This is a genomic window from Streptomyces sp. NPDC088147, assembly GCF_044741565.1.
In the GTDB taxonomy this organism is placed as follows: domain Bacteria; phylum Actinomycetota; class Actinomycetes; order Streptomycetales; family Streptomycetaceae; genus Streptomyces.
Map to the genome: position 1 here is coordinate 248,955 of NZ_JBIUSY010000001.1, position 16,994 is coordinate 265,948.

The following is a 16,994-nucleotide window of genomic DNA, read 5'->3' on the forward strand; positions in this document are numbered from 1 at the left end:
TGCCGCTGGCACTGGCGCTGGCACTGGCCTGGCCTGGCCGCTCAGGCCCGGCCCCGGGCGCTCACCACCGGTTGCCGATCCCCTGCACGACTGCCAGCCTGAAACGAAAGCCCCCGCGACGCGCGGTCATGTGCGCGGAGAGGTGTCAGGCGCTGCTCATCGGCATACGCAGGGCGTTCCGGACCAGTGAGAAAAGGAACCGCAGCATGCCTTTCATTACCGCCAAAGACGGAACAGAAATCTTCTACAAGGACTGGGGATCCGGTCAGCCGGTGGTGTTCTCCCACGGCTGGCCGCTGACAGCCGATGCGTGGGATCCCCAACTGAAACTCATGGCCGACAACGGTTTCCGCGCGATCGCCCACGACCGGCGCGGGGGCGGACGCTCCGGCCAGACCTGGGACGGCAACAACCTCGACACGTACGCCGACGACCTGGCGTCACTCATCGAGGCCCTCGACCTGCGCGACGCCGTCCTGGTCGGCCATTCGACCGGCGGCGGCGAGGTCACCCGTTACCTCGGCACCTACGGTTCCGGCCGGGTCGCCAAGGCCGTACTGCTCAGTGCGATCCCGCCGCTGATGCTGAAAACGGACGCGAACCCGGAAGGGCTTCCGATCGAGGTCTTCGACGAGATCCGAGCCGGTGTCGCCAAGGACCGCTCGCAGTTCTACCAGGACCTCAGCGCCGCCTTCTACGGCGCGAACCGCGACGGATCGACCGTCACGCAGGGGACCCGGGACGAGTTCTGGCTCTGGGCGATGTCGGTGGGAATCAAGGGCGCCTACGACTGCGTCAAGGCGTTCTCCGAGACGGACCTCACCGAAGATCTGAAGAGAATCGACGTACCCACTCTGATCGCGCAGGGCGACGACGACCAGATCGTCCCGATCGTCGCCTCCGGGAACAAGTCGTCCACGTTGGTCAAGGACGCGACTTTCAAGGTCTATCCCGGAGCCCCCCACGGCCTGTCGATGGTCCCCGTATACGCCGAGCGGTTCAACAAGGACCTGCTCGACTTCGTGCGTAGCTGACTTTCACGTATCCGGACGGGGTGGTTGCCGGCTCAGTCCAGAACGGCGAGATGGTCGGCGTCGCCTCCACGCCACTCGATGAGGAACATGGTCGCGTCGTCGCTGGTGGTGCCGCCTCGTTCCTTCTTCAGAGCATGGGAGAGCGCGCGCACCACCGCCCGCACCGCGGTGTGCTCACGGATGACGCGGTTGGTCCACTCGATGAGCTGTTCCTCGCCGAACTGTTCCCCGCCGGCCTGGTGCTCCTCGATCAGCCCGTCGGTGAAACACAGCAGCCGGTCTCCGGGGCGCAGCACCCGCTCGCTCACTTGCGGCTGCTCACCGCCGAAGCCGACCGGCAAGGTCGTCGGGCTCTCCAGCCGGTCCACCACGGCGCGGTCACGGATCAACAGGGGTGCCGGGTGGCCGGCGTTGACCCATTGCAGCCTGCCTGTGGCGATGTTCAGGCACATCATCTGCGCGGTGACGAAGTGGTCATGGCCGAACTGCTCGTTGATGGCCTTGTCCATGAACGCGTACACCTCGGACAGGCCGGTGTTGGCCCGTCGTGTGTGGCGGTAGGCGCCGATGGCCACCGTCGCCATGGTCGCCGCGTCCAGGCCGTGGCCCATCGCGTCGATCATGGCCACATGCAGGATGTCGCCGTTGAGGGCGTAGTCGAAACTGTCGCCGGCCACGTCGTAGGCGGGCTCCAGGATCCCGGCCACCTCAACCTGCGGAACCGTCATCGAGAGCGGAGGCAGCAACGACCACTGGATCTCGGCGGCCACGCTCATCGGGGCCCTGCGACGGGCCTGGAAGAACAGATCGGTGTAGGCGTCCTTGGTGACGATCATGTCGGCGACCAGACCGGCGAGTCTGCGCAGCAGCCGCCGGTCGTCGTCATCGACGCTGTCCAGGGTGAGGGCCATCGCCCCGATCTGGTCACTGCCGTCCAGCAAGGGCAGGTACATCCGCACGCCGCCCTCCCCCGGCACCTCTACGGTTCTGCGCCGCAGGAACGCCTCGCCCGCGGGCGAGCCCTCGACCGGCTCAGGGTCACCGACCGTCAGCCCACGGCCCGGCAGCGGCACCATCCGCATCTGTTCGTAGTCCTGCAAGAGGATCGACAGATCCCGGCCGCCGACCCTGGCCACCTCTTCCGCGACGAGCGGGGCGATCAACTGCGGCGGCATCTCGTGCGCGCGGTCCAGCAGCACACCCAGCAGCCGCTCGCCGAACCCCTCCGACCGGTCCACCCCGGACTTGCCCGGCCTCTGGCCGCCTTCGGTCATCGCTGCTCGCATCCCTTCGTACCGCGGCAGAGGCGTTCAGTGGGCGGTCGCGTCCATGAAACGGCCGCCGGGCGGCCCGGCGGGGCACTGGTCCGGTGGAAGCCGGGGGCAGGGGCGGGCCGGAACGGCGCGAACGCAGTGGTCATACCTGTTCAACGAGCGTCGGCCGACGGGACTGCACCCCCGAACGAGTGACCGACGGGCAGTTCACGGGGCGCACGGGACCCTCGTGCGGTCCGTCCGGTGACCGGCGGAAGCTCGCCGGAGGCGATGGAGCCGCGGCAGTGGGACGCGTCGACCGGGTCGGGCACTCAGCTCCACGGCTCTTCGGCGGTGCCCGTTCGCCGGTTGTGGTGGTCCAGCAGCCTGGACAGCAGTTCGGTCAACCGCTGTCGCTCCTCGGATGACAGCGGAGCCAGCAGTTCGTCCTGGCATTCGTCGAGCCGCTTCTCCAGCCGTCGCAGCTGCCGCTTGCCCGCCGCGGTCAACGAGATGATGTTGCGCCGCCGGTCGGCGGGGTCCGGGGTGCGCTCGACCAGTTTGCGATCGGCGAGCTCGTTGATCGTCGCGACCATGTCGCTGACATGGATGCCACTCCCGCGGCTCAGCGCGGCCTGGCTGGCCGGGCCGGACGCCTCCAGCGTCGCCAGCAGGCGGTAGTGGTAGCCGCGGGCGCGGACGGACGAGAAGCCGTCGGCCACCAGGCGGTGTGCGTGGTGGGCGGTCTGGGTGAGCAGCCAGCTGGGCAGGCTCTCCCACTTCGCGGGCGTCTCCTCGGATGGCATGGGGCGAGTCTAACTAATCGTTGGACGCGTCAACGATTGCGGGTATCGTTGGTCGGACAAACGTTTCGCGCACAAACGTTTAGTCGACGAATGAAATCCTCCGGAGCTGAGACCATGATCGAACCGTTCCGTATCGACATCCCCCAGGCCGACCTCGACGACCTGAACGACCGCCTCTCCCGTACTCGTTGGCCCAACGAGATCGCCGACGCCGGGTGGGACTACGGCTTCCCGCTGGCGCGGCTCAAGGAACTGGCCGAGCACTGGCGCACCGGCTACGACTGGCGCGAGCACGAGGCCGGGCTCAACGAGCTTCCGCACTTCACCACCGAGATCGACGGCCAGAACATCCACTTCGTCCATGTCCGCTCGCCGGAACCGGACGCGCTCGCGCTGATCCTCACCCACGGCTGGCCCGGTTCGTTCCTGGAGTTCCTCGACGTGATCGAGCCACTGTCGCGCGATTTCCACCTGGTGATTCCGTCCATCCCCGGTTACGGCTTCTCCGGTCCGACCCACGAGCGCGGCTGGGACATCACCCGGGTCGCGCGGGCCTGGGCCGAGCTGATGCGCCGTCTCGGGTACGGGCGCTACGGCGCGCAGGGCGGCGACTTCGGCTCGGGCATCTCCACGGCGCTCGGCGCGGTGGCACCCGAGCAGGTCGTCGGGGTACACGTCAACTACCTGCCGACCCGGCCGGTCCCGGACGCCGGCATCGAACTGTCCGAAACGGATGAGGCCCGGCTGGACAAGGTCAGGCAGCTGATGGCGAATCGTCCGCCGTACCAGGCTCTGCAGGCCAGCACCCCACAGACCATCGGCTACGCGCTGACCGACTCGCCGGTCGGCCAACTGGCCTGGATCGCCGAGCGCTTCGCACAGTGGACGGACCCCCGCTCACGGATCAGTGACGAGCGGATGCTCACCGACATCTCGCTGTACTGGCTGACCGCCACCGCGGCTTCCTCGGCGCGACTGCACCGCGAGACTCCGCGGCGGATCGAGCCGTGCCCGGTGCCGCTCGGCGTGGCGGTGTTCGCGCACGACATCACGCAGTCGGTGCGACCGCTGGCCGAGCGGCTATACGACATCAGGCACTGGTCGGAGTTCGAGCGCGGCGGCCACTTCGCCGCGATGGAGGTGCCGGATCTGCTCGCCGCGGACGTCCGGGACTTCTTCCTCACCCTCCTCACGTAGGCCCTGGTGGTGGCGGTCGGGACACGATCGGTCTCTTCACGTGAGCCACCGGCCGGCCCGAACGGACGCGTGTTGTCTCGTGGGTGTCGGTGTCGTCGGGCTCGTTGACGGTCGTCACCGGCTGGTCTCCCGTCTGTGGGGGGTGGGGCGCTTGTGGAACGGGACTGGTCGGTCAGGAGGTTCGGGTGACCACGGCAGTCGCCATGGTTCGCAGTACGGTGGCGATCGCGGGCCGCAGGGGTGCCTGGTGGAGGGCGGCCAGCGCTTGCTCGTAGCGTTCATCGATCAGGTTCTCGACGGCGGCCCGCGCCCCGGTGTCGGTGAGGACCTGGCGCATCTCCGAGGCCTGCGTGGAGGTGAGTTCCTGGTTGCCGAGGCCGTCGTGCAGGACGCGTGCCTGCGCCGGAGTGGCGCGCTGGAACGCGGTGGCGGCCAGTACGGTGTGTTTGCCTTCGCGGAAGTCGTCCAGGACGGACTTTCCGGTGCGCTCGGGGGCTCCGTACACGCCCAGCAGGTCGTCGCGCAGCTGGAACGCCTCGCCCAGCGGAAGGGCGTACGCGGACAGTGCCGCGAGCAGTGCCGGGTCGGCTCCGGCGAGGTGCGCCCCGAGTTGCAGGGGGCGCTCGCAGGTGTACTTGGCCGTCTTGTAGCGGATGACACGCCGCGCCGTACGGGCGTCGGGGAGGGCGGCGGAGGCCGGTCCCGCGTTGACGAGGTCGAGGTACTGTCCGACGAGGGTTTCCGTGCGCAGGGTGTTGAGCAGGGGCCAGGCCCGGCCGAGATGTCCGTCGGCGTGGCCGGGGTGGGCGGGGCAGAGGAGTTCGTAGGACCAGCCCAGTGCGAGGTCGCCCAGGAGGATCGCGGCGTTGATGCCGAGGGTGTCGGCGTCGTCCCGGTCCGGGTGGCGAGCGGCGAGACAGCGGTGGGCGGTGGGTTTTCCCCGCCGGGTCTCCGAGGCGTCCATGATGTCGTCGTGGATCAGCGCGAAGAGGTGGAACAGTTCCAGTGAGGCCGCCACCCGCCAGAGCGCCGGCGACGGCGGCCGGTCGCTTACCGCCTGCCAGCCGAGGACGCACAGCACGGGCCGGATCCGTTTGCCCCCGGCAGCGATCATGTCGCGTAACAGGTCGGTGAACAGGGTGATTTCGGGCAGGTCGGTCGCGTTGCGGGTCTGCTCGTCGAGGAACTCGTACAGCAGCGTCTCGACGGCCGCGGGTACGCGTTCGGGATCCAGGGACGAATATGACGTCGTCGCGGCGATCACGGGGTACCTCCCAGATCGGTGAGCTTCAAGGCCTCTTCCAGGAGGGCTTCGACGATCCGGCTCTCGGGGACGGTGCGGATGGCTTTGCCCCGGGCGAAGATCTGGCCCTTGCCATTGCCCGAGGAGACACCGAGGTCGGCCTCGCGGGATTCGCCGGGCCCGTTGACGACGCAGCCCATGACCGCGATGCGCAAGGGGTGGGGGAAGCCGTCGAAGGCCGCCTCGACCTGGGCGGCCAGTTTATGGATGTCGACTTGCAGCCTGCCGCAGCCGGGGCAGGACACGATCTCCAGCTTGCGGGGGCGCAGTCCGAGCGAGGACAGGATGTGGCAGCCGGCCTTGACCTGTTCGACCGGGTCGGTGGACAGGGAGACGCGGATGGTGTCGCCGATGCCTTCGCTGAGGAGGATCCCGAAGGCGACAGCCGTCTTGATCGATCCCTGCATCGCGGTGCCCGCTTCGGTGACGCCCAGGTGCAGCGGGTAGTCGCAGCGTTCGGCGAGCTGCCGGTAGGCGGCGATCACCGTGAGCGGGTCGTGGTGCTTCACCGCGATCTTCAGTTCCTGGAAGCCGTGTTCCTCGAACAGGCCGCACTCCCATAGCGCGGACTCCACCAGCGCTTCGGGCGTGGCCTTCCCGTGTTTGGCGAGGAGCCGCGGATCGAGGGAGCCGGCGTTGACACCGATGCGGATCGGCACTCCGGCGGCCGTGGCGGCGAGGGAGATCTCGGCGATCTTGTCATCGAACTTCTTGATGTTGCCCGGATTCACGCGGACCGCGGCGCAGCCGGCGTCGATGGCCTGGAAGACGTAGCGGGGCTGGAAGTGGATGTCCGCGATCACCGGGATCGGAGACTTCGCCACGATCCGCGGAAGGACGTCGGCGTCGTCCTGCGAGGGCACGGCCACCCGGATGATGTCGCAGCCCGCGGCGGTGACCTCGGCGATCTGCCGCAAGGTGGCGCCCACGTCGGCGGTCGGGGTGGTGGTCATCGTCTGCACCGTGATCGGTGCGCCTCCGCCGACGGCGACGCCGCCCACCTGGATCCGCCGCGTGGGGCGGCGTACCGGTTCTGGTGAAGGACTGGCATCCGTGGTGGAACGTCGGCCGGGCGGGGCGGGGCTGGGGAGATCGACGGCGGTCATCGGCGGTTCCCGTCGGGAGCAGGGACGTGGGGGGTGTACAGCGGTGTGCCCGCGCGGGCGCGCAGCACGGCGTGGACGATCCGGGCAGTACTGAGGCCCGCTTCGGTGAGGAGGGGGTCGCGGCCACCGTGGGGGAGGAACGCGGTGGGCAGACCGAGGGTGTGCACCGGCGTGGTGACAGCGTGATCGCGTACCGCCTGGGACAGGAGACCGCCGGCGCCGTTGGTGCGCAGGCTGTCCTCGACGGTGACGACGAGCCGGTGCGTGGACGCCAGGTGCAGGAGTTCGGGCGAGATGGGGAGCCCCCAGCGGGGGTCGGCGACCGTGACGCCGACGCCTCGCGCGGTCAGGGCCGTGGCGGCCTCCAGGCACGGACCGGCGAGTGGGCCATGGGCGACGAGCAGGACGTCGTGGATCCCGGAGGCGGACAGGATGTCGACGGGCCCCTCTCTGCGCAGGGCCGCGATGTTGTCGCCGGCCGTGGCTTTGGGGAACCGCACCGCGGTCGGCCCGTCCCGGTGGCCGACCGCTTCGCGCAGCAGCTCGCGCAGTTGCGCGGCGTCGCGCGGGACGGCCAGACGCAGGCCCGGGACGGCCGCCAGGAGGGCGGGATCCCACATACCGTGGTGCGACGGTCCGTCGGGGCCGGTGACGCCGGCCCGGTCCAGGACGAACGTCACCGCCAACCGGTGCAACGCGACATCCATCAACACCTGGTCGAAGGCCCGGTTCAGGAAGGTGGCGTAGACGGCGACGACCGGGTGCAGGCCCTGCATCGCCATCCCCGCGGCGGAGGCCACGGCGTGCTGCTCGGCGATCCCCACATCGAAGAACCGGCCGGGGAACCGCTCCCCGAAGGGGGCCAGACCGGTGGGCCCGCCCATCGCGGCCGTGATCGCCACCAAGTCCGCGCGCTCCGCACCCAGTTCCCTCAGCGCTTCGGAGAACACGCTGGTCCAGGACGGACGCGCCGGACCCGGGGAAGGTACGGAGGGTCCGACCGCGTGCAACCGGTCCGCCTCGTCCTCTTCGGCCGGCGTGTGGCCTCTGCCCTTGGCCGTGACCGCGTGCACCACCACGGGACGGCGCAACGCTCGCGCCCGGACCAGCGTCCTCCCCAGCGCCTCGGTGTCGTGGCCGTCCACCGGGCCGATGTACGCGAGCCCCAGGCCGGTGAACACATTGCGGCGCACCGCCGCCTTGTCGCCTGCCCGCAGCTCCGCCAGATGCGTCGCGATGCCGCCGGTCGTGGGGGCGTAGGAGCGCCCGTTGTCGTTGAGGACCACGATCACCGGGCGCTCCTGTGCGGCGCCGAGGTTGTTCAACGCCTCCCAGGCCATGCCGCCGGTCAGACCGCCGTCCCCCACCACCGCCACGACGCACCCCGTGTCTCCGGACAAAAGGCGGGCCTTGACGATGCCGTCGGCGTAGGACAGGGCGGTGGAGGCGTGGGAGTTCTCGATCCAGTCATGCGGGGATTCGGCCCGTGAGGGGTATCCGGACAAGCCGCCCGCCTGCCGCAGACCGTCGAAATCCCCGCGGCGGCCGGTCAGCAGCTTGTGGACGTACGCCTGATGCCCGGTGTCGAACAGGACGACGTCGCCGGCTTCGACGTCGAAGACCCGGTGCACCGCCAGCGTCAGTTCCACCACCCCGAGGTTCGAACCGAGATGGCCGCCTGTCGCGGTCACCTTGTCGATCAGGAAGTCCCTGATCTCCGCGGCGAGTTGCCCCAGACGGGCCGCCGGCAGGCGGCGGACGTCGCGAGGCGTGGCGACCGAGTCCAGGAGCGGGCCCGCCGGTCCGGACGACTGGAGGGTGTGGGGTGTGGCGGTGGTGACCATGGGGGTGTGCCTTTCACCCGGGGGGGCTGGGGGCGAACGAGGTTCCGCGCAGACCCGGGACAGGCGACCGTGTTGGGCATGCTCCTGACAGCATGGGGTCATAGGTCCCCCGCGTGTACAGGTGGCATATGACCAGCGCGTGGGGGGTGCCACGACCTACGAAGTGCGCCGCAGCGCAGCCGGAACTCTCCGCAACCGGCCTTCACGCCCTGTAGTCGACCCTGTGCACCGGCTGACACGTAGTGGGCGACCCCAGCGGCGGCGGAACACCTCAGACCGGCGACTCGACCTGAGGCGCCCTCTCCGGGCGGTGCCGCCGTCCGGGGACACCGCCGACAGCCCCGGCACCAGCACTGTCCCGCCCGGCGGTCCCGGTCTCCCGCCGGCTCAGTCGCAGACCCCGTCCGTCCGGCTGCCCGGCGGGGCCAGGTCCTTCTCCCCCGACGAGAGGCCGCGCCCCGCTATCGCGCACAGCTTCTCCAGCCATCGTTCCGGATCGAGTTCGAGGAGGTGGCCGTCCGATCCGTCGACCAGCCCCATGAACGCGCCGTCCGCGGTCAGATCGGCGGTCGCGCCGTACCCCGGTGTGAAGCGGTAGCGCTCGGTGCCGCTGCGAACATCCCAGGCGGTGTACTCGTTCAGCGTGCTCTGGGTGCTCAGGGTGGACTCCGAGGCGAAGGCGCTGAGCCATTGGACGCCCCGGTACGCCAGCGGTTCGAGCCACTTGTCCTCACCCTCCTTGTCCATGTCCCAGACCCGTACGCCGCCGTCGTAGTCCAGCACCGCGAGGAGCCGTCCTGTCGGGTCGAAGCCCAACTGCTTGACGACACCGAACTCCTTGCTGTCGATCGAACCGACCTCCCGGCCTTCTTCGAAGTCCCAGATCACGATGTCGTACTTCCCGGCGGGTGTGCGCACCGCCGCCTGCCCGTGGCCCGGACGGGCCACCGCCCAGGTACCGGCGGCCGCGAACGAGACCTCGACCGACTCCTGGGCCCTGGGCCGGTAGGCCGTGCCCGCTTCCCTGCCCCGCGCCAGGTCCCACCGCACGACGTACGACAACGCGGAGATCACCACATGCTCCGGACCGTCGAACGTCATGTTGACCCACGCCGGGGTGCGTCCGGAGCGCGGGTCCGGGGCCGTGGGGTCGATGTCCGGCGGTCGCGGCAGGTCGATCGCGTCCCGCTCTTTCAGCGTGCTCCCGTCCATCTCCCAGACCAGGACGGTGCGGCCGTCCGCCGCCGGTGTGAGGACCCGTGTGCCGTCCGGGCTGTACGCGCCGTACTGGGCGGCCAGCGGACGGGACGGCCGCACGGCGGCCAGCAGTCCGTGCGTCCGCAGGTCCCACAGGCGCAGCCCCTCACCGTTGGCGTCGACGCTGATGACACGGTCGTGGTCGGCGTCGACGGTCCTGATCCGGGCGGTGAGCATGGCGCTGTCGAACGCGGACGGCTCCGGAACACGCGCCACCATGACGGTCGCCCCGACCCCGACCACGGCCCGGAGCCGGTCGGGCGGGCCGGTGAGCGCCACGGCGGGCAACTGTGAGCTGCCGGTGAACGATTCGTCCTGCTGTGCGGGCGCGGGCAGGTCAAGGGTGCTGGGGCGCCCCGCGGCCAGGTCGAGGACCAGGAACCGGAACCGGCCGAGAGAGGTACCGAAGCGCTGCACCGGGTTGATGAGGAAACGCCCGGAATGGTCCAGGCGCGGCACGTACAGCGGGCAGACCAGGCCCAGTTGCCGCGTGGTGTACTGATGGCGCACTTTCGGCGTACCGGTCAGGTCCCAGGACTGCAGGAACCCTTCCGGGGTGCACCGCACCAGCGTCCGGCCGTCGCCGCTGACCGTGACGGCGCCCGTCCTGTCCGCTCCCCAGGTCGCCGCGTCGCGTTGGCCGTTACCGAGGTTCCAGCGGACCAGGCGGCCCTCGGCCCCCTCGGCCGCGCCTTCCTGCGTGATCCTGCCGATCACCGTGTCCTCCGGTCCGAACCACGCCTCGGCCGTCTCCCATCCCTTCGGTGCGCGCAGCGCCTTGCCCACGCGCCGGCCGCTCTCGGACTCCCAGGCCAGGACCCCTTCGCCGGGCAGTGCGGCGAGGATTCTGCGTCCGGTGCCGTCGAAGCGGAGGTCGACGGCGGCGCGCGCGTTCTTCCGTACGGCGTCACCGTCCCGCAGGACCACCGTGCGCCAGTCGCCTTCGTCTCCCTCTCCGCCTCCCTCCCCGTCCCCGTTCCCGTCCCCGTGTTCCGGAGGGATTCCCAGCGACACCTTCCCGTTGGTGGACGCCCGCGCGGAGATGCGGCCGTCGGGCGAGAGTGTGACGATCCTCGATCCTGACGGCAGTCCGCGCTCGTGCACCTCGTCCGGGCCGAGCGTCAGACCGACGACGTCACCGGAGGTCATGCCCACGTTGATCCGCTTGCCGTCCTCGCTCATCGCGACATCGCGGACCGGAGCGTGGTTGTCCCACACCACTCGCTCCACGTGGCGCAGCCGAAGGTACTGCCGGATCAACGCGGTCCGGGCCTCCGGCTCCTGGGCCGTCCGATAGGCCGCCCCCGAGAACAGCGCCGACGTCACCACCGACACATCGTCGAGCTGCTCGGCCCGCGCCGCCAGCTGCTCGGACGCCGCCCGCCGCAGTTGTCCGTCGAGCTCCGCGTTGCGCGACAAGAAGAGCCCGGAGGCGACCACGGCGAGCACCGTCAGGACGGCGAGTCCGCCGATGAACCAGCGCTTCTGCCGCACCCGCCGCCGGACACGCTCCTCGCGCGCCTCCCGCCTCCCGACCGAGCGGTCGATGAACTGCCGCTCCGTGCCGGTCAGTTCGGGCCCCCGCAGCTCCGTCCACTGTTCCGCCTCCGTGAGCGGCTCGCCTTCCAGGAGCTGCTCACGTTCCACGTCGTGCCGCAGCTCGGCCCGCCAGGCCAGGAACTTCCGGTCCTGCCGTACCCGCTCCTCGAGCCGCTTCCAGGCGCCGATCAATGCCTCGTGCGCCAGTTCGACGGTCACCGCGTCCCCGTCACCGCCGCGCAGTACGAGCAGCCGCCGCTCCGCGAGCGCGGTCGCGATCCGCCACCGCTCCGCGCCCGCCTCCTCCCGGCTCAGGGCGTTGCGCATCGGGGCCTCGCCGCCCGGCAGAAACCGGACGAGATCGGTGAGCAGCCGCATGGCCTCGGTCTCGTCGGCCTCGCGGACGCACTGCCCCCAGACGGTCTCGGCGTACCGTCCCAACGCACCCTGCACACCCCCGACGTCACGGTACGTGGCGAATCTCAGCCGCCCCGCGGCCTGCCCGTCCCACAGCTGCGCCATGACGAAGCCCAGCAGTGGCAGCGCGCCGGGGCCGTCCCCCGCGTCGTCGAGCATCCGTTCCACGAGCCCGTCGTCGTACGTCACGGCGGGCGTCGCCTCCAGCGGGCGGCGGATCACCTGCTCCAACTGCGCGCGGGACATCGGGGTGAGGAACCGCACCTGGCCGCGGCCGAGTGCCGGGCCGAGCAGCGGGTGGCCGAGGGCCACGTCCGTGAGGTCCGACCTGAGGGTGACACACACCCGCAGTCCGTCGGGCTGGTGCACGGGAAACAGCAGCCGTACGGCCTCCTCGACCTCGCGGTCCGGTCCGGCGAGCAGCTCTTCCCCTTGATCGAGCAGGACGAGCAGCCGCCGCTCCCGCTCCCCGCCGGTCATGCGCAGGGCGTCCATGAGACCGCGCTCGGCGAGGAGTTCCTCCAGCTCCCGCACCTCCTGGGCCCGTGCGGCTCCGCGCAGCCGGGGACGTACGGCCGTCACCAGCTCCGAGGCGAGGGCCGCCCGCAAGGAGACGCCCTCACCTGAGCGCACCACCAGGACGGCATGGCCCCGCTCGCGCATCCGCGGCACCACGCCTGCGCGGGCGAGCGAGGATTTGCCGCAGCCGGAGGGACCGACGAGGGTGACGCACGGGTGCGAGCCGGCGAGCAGCGCGGTGACGTCGGCGATGTCGTCCTGCCGCCCGAAGTAGACGTCCGCGTCGGACTCCTGGAAGGTGGACAGGCCGCGGAACGGCGACGCGGGGCGGACCACGGGCGCCAGTTCGGGCAGTTCACCGACCAGGGTGCGGGTGGGTATCAGAAAGCTCTGCCGGACTCCCCCGGGCTGGATCACGACGACCATGCCGGCCACGGCCCGCAGTTGTTCGTCCCAGACCGGGCTGCCGCTGAACCCCTCCTCGACGGGTACGCCGTGCGGATCCGCCTGGGACAGCTGCACCCAGCCCTCCGCGGTGCCGCCGCGCAGCCTCCCGTAGTGCCAGACGCCGCCCGGGGAGCGGCGCGGGAAGCCCGGTACGCGGACGTCGTGGCCCCACACCCGCTCGGTGTCGGCCATGCTCAGCGGGCGGGCCCCGGGTATCGGCGTACGCAGCCGGAGGACCGCGATGTCGCCGGTCTGGTCCGGCCGTACCGGAACCCAGCGCTCGACCTCCGCCGCGCCGGCGCCCTCGGCGAAGGGCAGGTCGACGAAGACCTCGGTGCCCGCGAGCACCTCGTCCTCGCGGGGCCGGTCAAGGGCGTCGTTCACCACATGGGCGCAGGTCAGCACCAGTTCGGGGGCGACGAGAAAGCCGGCGCCCGCGATGTCGCCGCCGGGGCCCGTGACCCGGACCACGGCCGCGGCCAGTGCCTCTTCGGGGCTTCGCGACCCTGTCCCCGTGCCCGTCTCCGCAGCCGTCACCGCGACCTCCGCCCCCCGTGTGACCCCTGATGGGTCAACTCCCCTACGGAGTATTCCCGTTGCGGTCCGCGCGGTCACTTCTGTTCCGGACCGGGACGACCGCGAAGCCGGCCGCTTCAGCTCCATGGGACGAGCGGGAACCCGGTGCGGGGTGCCGCGGGGACGGGGACCAGCCGGCCAGCGACTTCAGGCGTTCCGCGGAGGGGGAGCCTGGTTCGGCGGTGGAGACGCCGAGGGTCTGCTCGGGGTCGTCGGCGGCGGTGAAGGCTTCGTAGCCCAGGACGAGGTCCCCGACGACGGGGTGGCGGAAGCGCTTGGTGCCGTGGGTGCGCTGGAACACGTCGTGGCCGGCCCACCAGTGGCGAAAATCCGCGTCCTGGACCGAGAGTTCGCCGACGAGCCCGGCCAGGGCGGGGTCATGCGGGTGGCGTCCCGCGTACAGGCGGAGGGAGGCGACGATGCCCCGGGCGGCGTCCTCCCAGTCGGCGTACAGGGTCCGGAAGTGGTCGTCGAGGAAGATCAGGCGGGCCATGTTGCGGCTGCGGACGGGCAGGGCCTCGAAGTCCGTGTACAGGGCGCGGGCGAGGTGGTTGGCGGCCAGGACATCCATGCGGCGCCCGTACACGAGGGCGGGGACATCGGTGAGGCTGTCCAGCAGCAGCCGCAGACCGGGGCGGACGCGCTGCGGGGGCAGCGGGCGGGGACGGGTGCGGGCCGGTCCGGCGACCCGGAACAGGTGGGCGCGTTCCAGGTCGTTCAGGCGCAGGGCGCGGGCGATCGCGTCCAGGACGGATGCGGAGACGTTCAGGTGTCGTCCGCGCTCCAGGCGGATGTAGTAGTCGACACTGACGCCGGCGAGCCGGGCCACCTCCTCGCGCCGTAGGCCCGGCACGCGGCGGGCGCCGGGCTCGGGTGCCAGGCCCGCCTCCTCGGGGGTGATCTTCGCGCGGCGCGAGCGGAGAAAGTCCCGCAGCTCGCTGTTCGGTTCCTGGGCCATGCCACCACCGTAGACCGGGGTGACCTGGGAGCAGCTGCGCCAAAGGGGGTCTGTCGGACCCCCGGTCAGAGTGGGTCTCCCGCCCCGGCCGCGAGCGGTGCTCGTCTGGTGGCAGAGCAAGCACGCACCTGGAGGCACCCCTGATGAAGCGCAGGATTCTCGGCGGCACCGGCATGTCGGTGAGCGAGTACGCGCTCGGCACGATGATGTTCGGCGCGATGGGCAACACCGACCACGACGAGTCGGTCCGCATGATCCACACGGCGCTGGACGCCGGGATCAACCTCATCGACACCGCCGACGTGTACTCCGGCGGCGAATCGGAGGTGATCGTGGCCAAGGCGCTCAAGGGCCGGCGCGACGATGTCGTCCTGGCCACCAAGTTCGGGCTGGCGATGGGCGAGGACCCCAACCGGGCCGGTGGCTCGGCCCGCTGGATCCGCCGCGCGGTGGAGGACAGCCTGCGCCGCCTGGGCACCGACCATGTCGACCTGTACCAGATGCACCGCCCGGACCCGCACACCGACATCGACGAGACCCTCGGCGCCCTGTCGGACCTGGTCCGAGCCGGGAAGGTCCGTGCCATCGGCGGCTCGTTCTTCTCCCCCGAGGAGATCGTCGAGGCCCAGTGGACGGCTGAGCGCCGCGGTCACCACCGCTTCCGTACCGAGCAGCCGCCGTACTCGATCCTCACCCGCGGTGTGGAGAGCCGGGTGCTGCCCACGGCACGGCGCTACGGCATGGGCGTGCTGACCTTCGGCCCGCTCAACTCCGGCTGGCTCTCGGGCCGCGCGGATCCCACCGCCGGGCACCGCGGTGCCGGCGCGGGGGCGAGGATGTTCGATCTCACCCGGCCGGGCGTACAGGCCAAGGCCGACGCCGTGCGCGCACTGACCGCTCTGGCCGCTGAGGCCGGCCTGCCGCTGCCTCATCTGGCCACCGCCTTCGTCCGTGCCCATCCGGCGGTCACCGCGGTACTCATCGGCCCGCGCCGCCCCGAACAGCTGACCGACCTCCTCGCCGCGGCCGACGCGGAACTCGGCGACGACGTCCTCGACCGCATCGACGAGATCGTCCCGCCCGGCGTCGACGTGAATCCCGGCGACTTCTACATCGACCCCACCCCGCCGATCACGGACAAACGCCTGCGCCGCCGCTGACCGTCGTCAGCGGACGGTTGTCCAGGAGGTGCGGCAGGTCCGGGTGCGCGCGCCGCGCGAGGACGCGGTCGCCGAAGGCCGAGCGCGGGCCGGAGGCGCCGAAATGGTTCGGCACCCGGAAGTCGGCCGACGGCACGCCGGCCATCGACACGGCCCGCGGACCGGGCCGGTGAACGGCTCGCGGTCGGGACGAACACAAGCGCCACGCCCAGCGGCGGCGAATCGCGCGCCGGTCTCTCACCGGCGCAAGCCCGCGTAATGCGCTCTGCGTCGGTTATCCGAATCCCACCGTGAATGCAACGAGCGCCGTTGAGTTCCTGTCCCATTCATACTGGACGGCGACGGGAACACGGGGTTCGATTGTTTCCCGGCGTACGCTCATGCATACTGCCTGAGGCGGCTTGATGAGAGGGTCCTGAAGAAGGGCGGTTCATAGCGTGCCGGGGGCGGAAGGTGCCCCTGTTGGCCATCAACCGAAATTCTTCGGGATGAAATTGCGCGATGCTCTGTCGCGCCGGGCGGTTCTCGGCAGGCCACGTGAGGCGGCAGGCGTTGGCCTTCGGCGCAGGGCGTATTCCCGCCGTTGCGACGCAGCCCCGACGGACCGCGGCGGGCACACGGCCATCACGAGTCGATTTTCCGTGGCGGTCGCGCGCGTATGGAAGCGCACCGCCGGAGAACTCGAAAGAGTGGAGGCTACTCGTACAGACTTCCGAACGGGCGCATCCGTGCTTTCGAAACCGAGTGCACATGATCGGTACTCTATGAAAGGGGTTCGGCAGAAAATGGATATCCGCGCATTATTCTTCGAATAAGTGGGTTCCCGTGCAGTCGTCTGTGAATTTTTCCCCGGCAGCGGATTTCTACGACAAGACACGCGGAGGCGAGGCGCGGGGCCGCAGGATCGCCCCCGCGATCACCGAACGCATCGCGAAGAACGAACTCGTCCTCGATGCCGGGATGGGAACCGGAGTCGTGGCCCTCGCGCTCACGGAGCTGGGGCACACGGTGGTGGGCATCGACCTCTCCCACTCCATGCTCAGGAAGGCCGTGAGCCGGATCGGCAACGCCGCGGCGGCCGCTTCCCTCACCGCTCTGCCCTTCCAGTCGGCCACCTTCAGCCAGATCTACAGCGTGTGGGTGACCCATGTCGTCGGCGATCTGCGCAAGGGGCTCTCCGAGGTCCACCGGGTGCTCAAGCCCGGCGGACGGTACGTGGTGATCCCCGGGATGATCCTCTTCGACGACCACGAGGTCAGCAGGATCATGGAGGAGATCCAGTCCCGGACCGCCGAGGCCGACGACCGGGCGGAACGACTGGTGCCCCTCGCCGAGTCCGTGGGATTCAAGGCCGTCGAGGTGGGGGAGCTGGAGGCGGCGACACACGAGCACAGCCCCGAGCAGATCGCCTCCGGGCTGGAACAGCGCATGCTGTACCACTTGTGGGCGGTGGACGACTCCGTCTTCGACGAGAAGGTCGCGCCGCTCGTACGGGAGTTGCGTGCCCTGCCCGATCCGGAGGCACAGGTCACCCGGCGGACCCGGCGGCAGGTCATCGTCCTCGAAAGGCAGCCCTGA

At 70.4% G+C, this 16,994-nt stretch carries 11 protein-coding genes; 4 read left to right on the forward strand and 7 right to left on the reverse strand.

What is annotated here, in order from left to right:
* The first annotated feature begins 206 nt into the window (after positions 1-206).
* On the forward strand, positions 207-1,034 hold the full coding sequence (locus ACIOGX_RS01255) for an alpha/beta hydrolase (protein ID WP_356513139.1): 828 nt from the start codon (positions 207-209) through the stop codon (positions 1,032-1,034).
* A gap of 32 nt (positions 1,035-1,066) precedes the next feature.
* Here ACIOGX_RS01255 and ACIOGX_RS01260 read toward each other — a convergent pair whose 3' ends face one another.
* Entirely contained in the window at positions 1,067-2,308 is a 1,242-nt protein-coding gene (locus ACIOGX_RS01260) for a PP2C family protein-serine/threonine phosphatase (RefSeq protein ID WP_401909167.1), read from the reverse strand.
* A 311-nt stretch (positions 2,309-2,619) separates the two neighbouring features.
* The gene (locus ACIOGX_RS01265; RefSeq protein ID WP_401909169.1) at positions 2,620-3,093 is read right to left on the reverse strand and encodes a MarR family winged helix-turn-helix transcriptional regulator; all 474 of its coding nucleotides are present in this window, start codon (positions 3,091-3,093) and stop codon (positions 2,620-2,622) included.
* A gap of 114 nt (positions 3,094-3,207) precedes the next feature.
* Here ACIOGX_RS01265 and ACIOGX_RS01270 point away from each other — a divergent pair, with 114 nt between their 5' ends.
* A complete protein-coding gene (locus ACIOGX_RS01270; protein ID WP_401909172.1) occupies positions 3,208-4,290 on the forward strand; it encodes an epoxide hydrolase family protein in 1,083 nt (360 codons plus the stop codon).
* Between the two features lie 172 nt (positions 4,291-4,462).
* On the opposite strand, the gene ACIOGX_RS01275 is transcribed toward ACIOGX_RS01270, so the two are convergent.
* From ACIOGX_RS01275 to ACIOGX_RS01295, 5 genes are all read right to left on the reverse strand, one after another.
* The gene (locus tag ACIOGX_RS01275; RefSeq protein ID WP_401909174.1) at positions 4,463-5,554 is read right to left on the reverse strand and encodes a polyprenyl synthetase family protein; all 1,092 of its coding nucleotides are present in this window, start codon (positions 5,552-5,554) and stop codon (positions 4,463-4,465) included.
* Complete coding sequence (gene ispG / locus ACIOGX_RS01280) at positions 5,551-6,699, reverse strand: flavodoxin-dependent (E)-4-hydroxy-3-methylbut-2-enyl-diphosphate synthase (RefSeq protein WP_401909177.1); 1,149 nt, start codon at positions 6,697-6,699, stop codon at positions 5,551-5,553. The genes ACIOGX_RS01275 and ispG overlap by 4 nt, the downstream gene beginning before the upstream one ends.
* The gene (locus ACIOGX_RS01285; protein WP_401909180.1) at positions 6,696-8,543 is read right to left on the reverse strand and encodes a 1-deoxy-D-xylulose-5-phosphate synthase; all 1,848 of its coding nucleotides are present in this window, start codon (positions 8,541-8,543) and stop codon (positions 6,696-6,698) included. The genes ispG and ACIOGX_RS01285 overlap by 4 nt, the downstream gene beginning before the upstream one ends.
* A gap of 387 nt (positions 8,544-8,930) precedes the next feature.
* Positions 8,931-13,259 (reverse strand): trypsin-like peptidase domain-containing protein, encoded by a 4,329-nt coding sequence (locus tag ACIOGX_RS01290; RefSeq protein ID WP_401909182.1) that lies wholly within the window; start codon positions 13,257-13,259, stop codon positions 8,931-8,933.
* A gap of 43 nt (positions 13,260-13,302) precedes the next feature.
* A complete protein-coding gene (locus ACIOGX_RS01295; RefSeq protein ID WP_401909185.1) occupies positions 13,303-14,256 on the reverse strand; it encodes a helix-turn-helix domain-containing protein in 954 nt (317 codons plus the stop codon).
* Between the two features lie 143 nt (positions 14,257-14,399).
* Here ACIOGX_RS01295 and ACIOGX_RS01300 point away from each other — a divergent pair, with 143 nt between their 5' ends.
* Positions 14,400-15,416 (forward strand): aldo/keto reductase, encoded by a 1,017-nt coding sequence (locus ACIOGX_RS01300; RefSeq protein WP_401909188.1) that lies wholly within the window; start codon positions 14,400-14,402, stop codon positions 15,414-15,416.
* Positions 15,417-16,241: 825 nt separating this feature from the next.
* Positions 16,242-16,994 (forward strand): class I SAM-dependent methyltransferase, encoded by a 753-nt coding sequence (locus tag ACIOGX_RS01305; protein ID WP_401909191.1) that lies wholly within the window; start codon positions 16,242-16,244, stop codon positions 16,992-16,994.

Bases quoted from the DNA above. Each gene is read 5' to 3' on its own strand.
- ACIOGX_RS01285 (WP_401909180.1), bottom strand. From the start codon at position 8,543: ATGGTCACCACCGCCACACCCCACACCCTCCAGTCGTCCGGACCGGCG.
- ACIOGX_RS01255 (WP_356513139.1), top strand. From the start codon at position 207: ATGCCTTTCATTACCGCCAAAGACGGAACAGAAATCTTCTACAAGGAC.
- ispG (WP_401909177.1), bottom strand. From the start codon at position 6,699: ATGACCGCCGTCGATCTCCCCAGCCCCGCCCCGCCCGGCCGACGTTCC.
- ACIOGX_RS01300 (WP_401909188.1), top strand. From the start codon at position 14,400: ATGAAGCGCAGGATTCTCGGCGGCACCGGCATGTCGGTGAGCGAGTAC.
- ACIOGX_RS01295 (WP_401909185.1), bottom strand. From the start codon at position 14,256: ATGGCCCAGGAACCGAACAGCGAGCTGCGGGACTTTCTCCGCTCGCGC.
- ACIOGX_RS01260 (WP_401909167.1), bottom strand. From the start codon at position 2,308: ATGACCGAAGGCGGCCAGAGGCCGGGCAAGTCCGGGGTGGACCGGTCG.
- ACIOGX_RS01265 (WP_401909169.1), bottom strand. From the start codon at position 3,093: ATGCCATCCGAGGAGACGCCCGCGAAGTGGGAGAGCCTGCCCAGCTGG.
- ACIOGX_RS01270 (WP_401909172.1), top strand. From the start codon at position 3,208: ATGATCGAACCGTTCCGTATCGACATCCCCCAGGCCGACCTCGACGAC.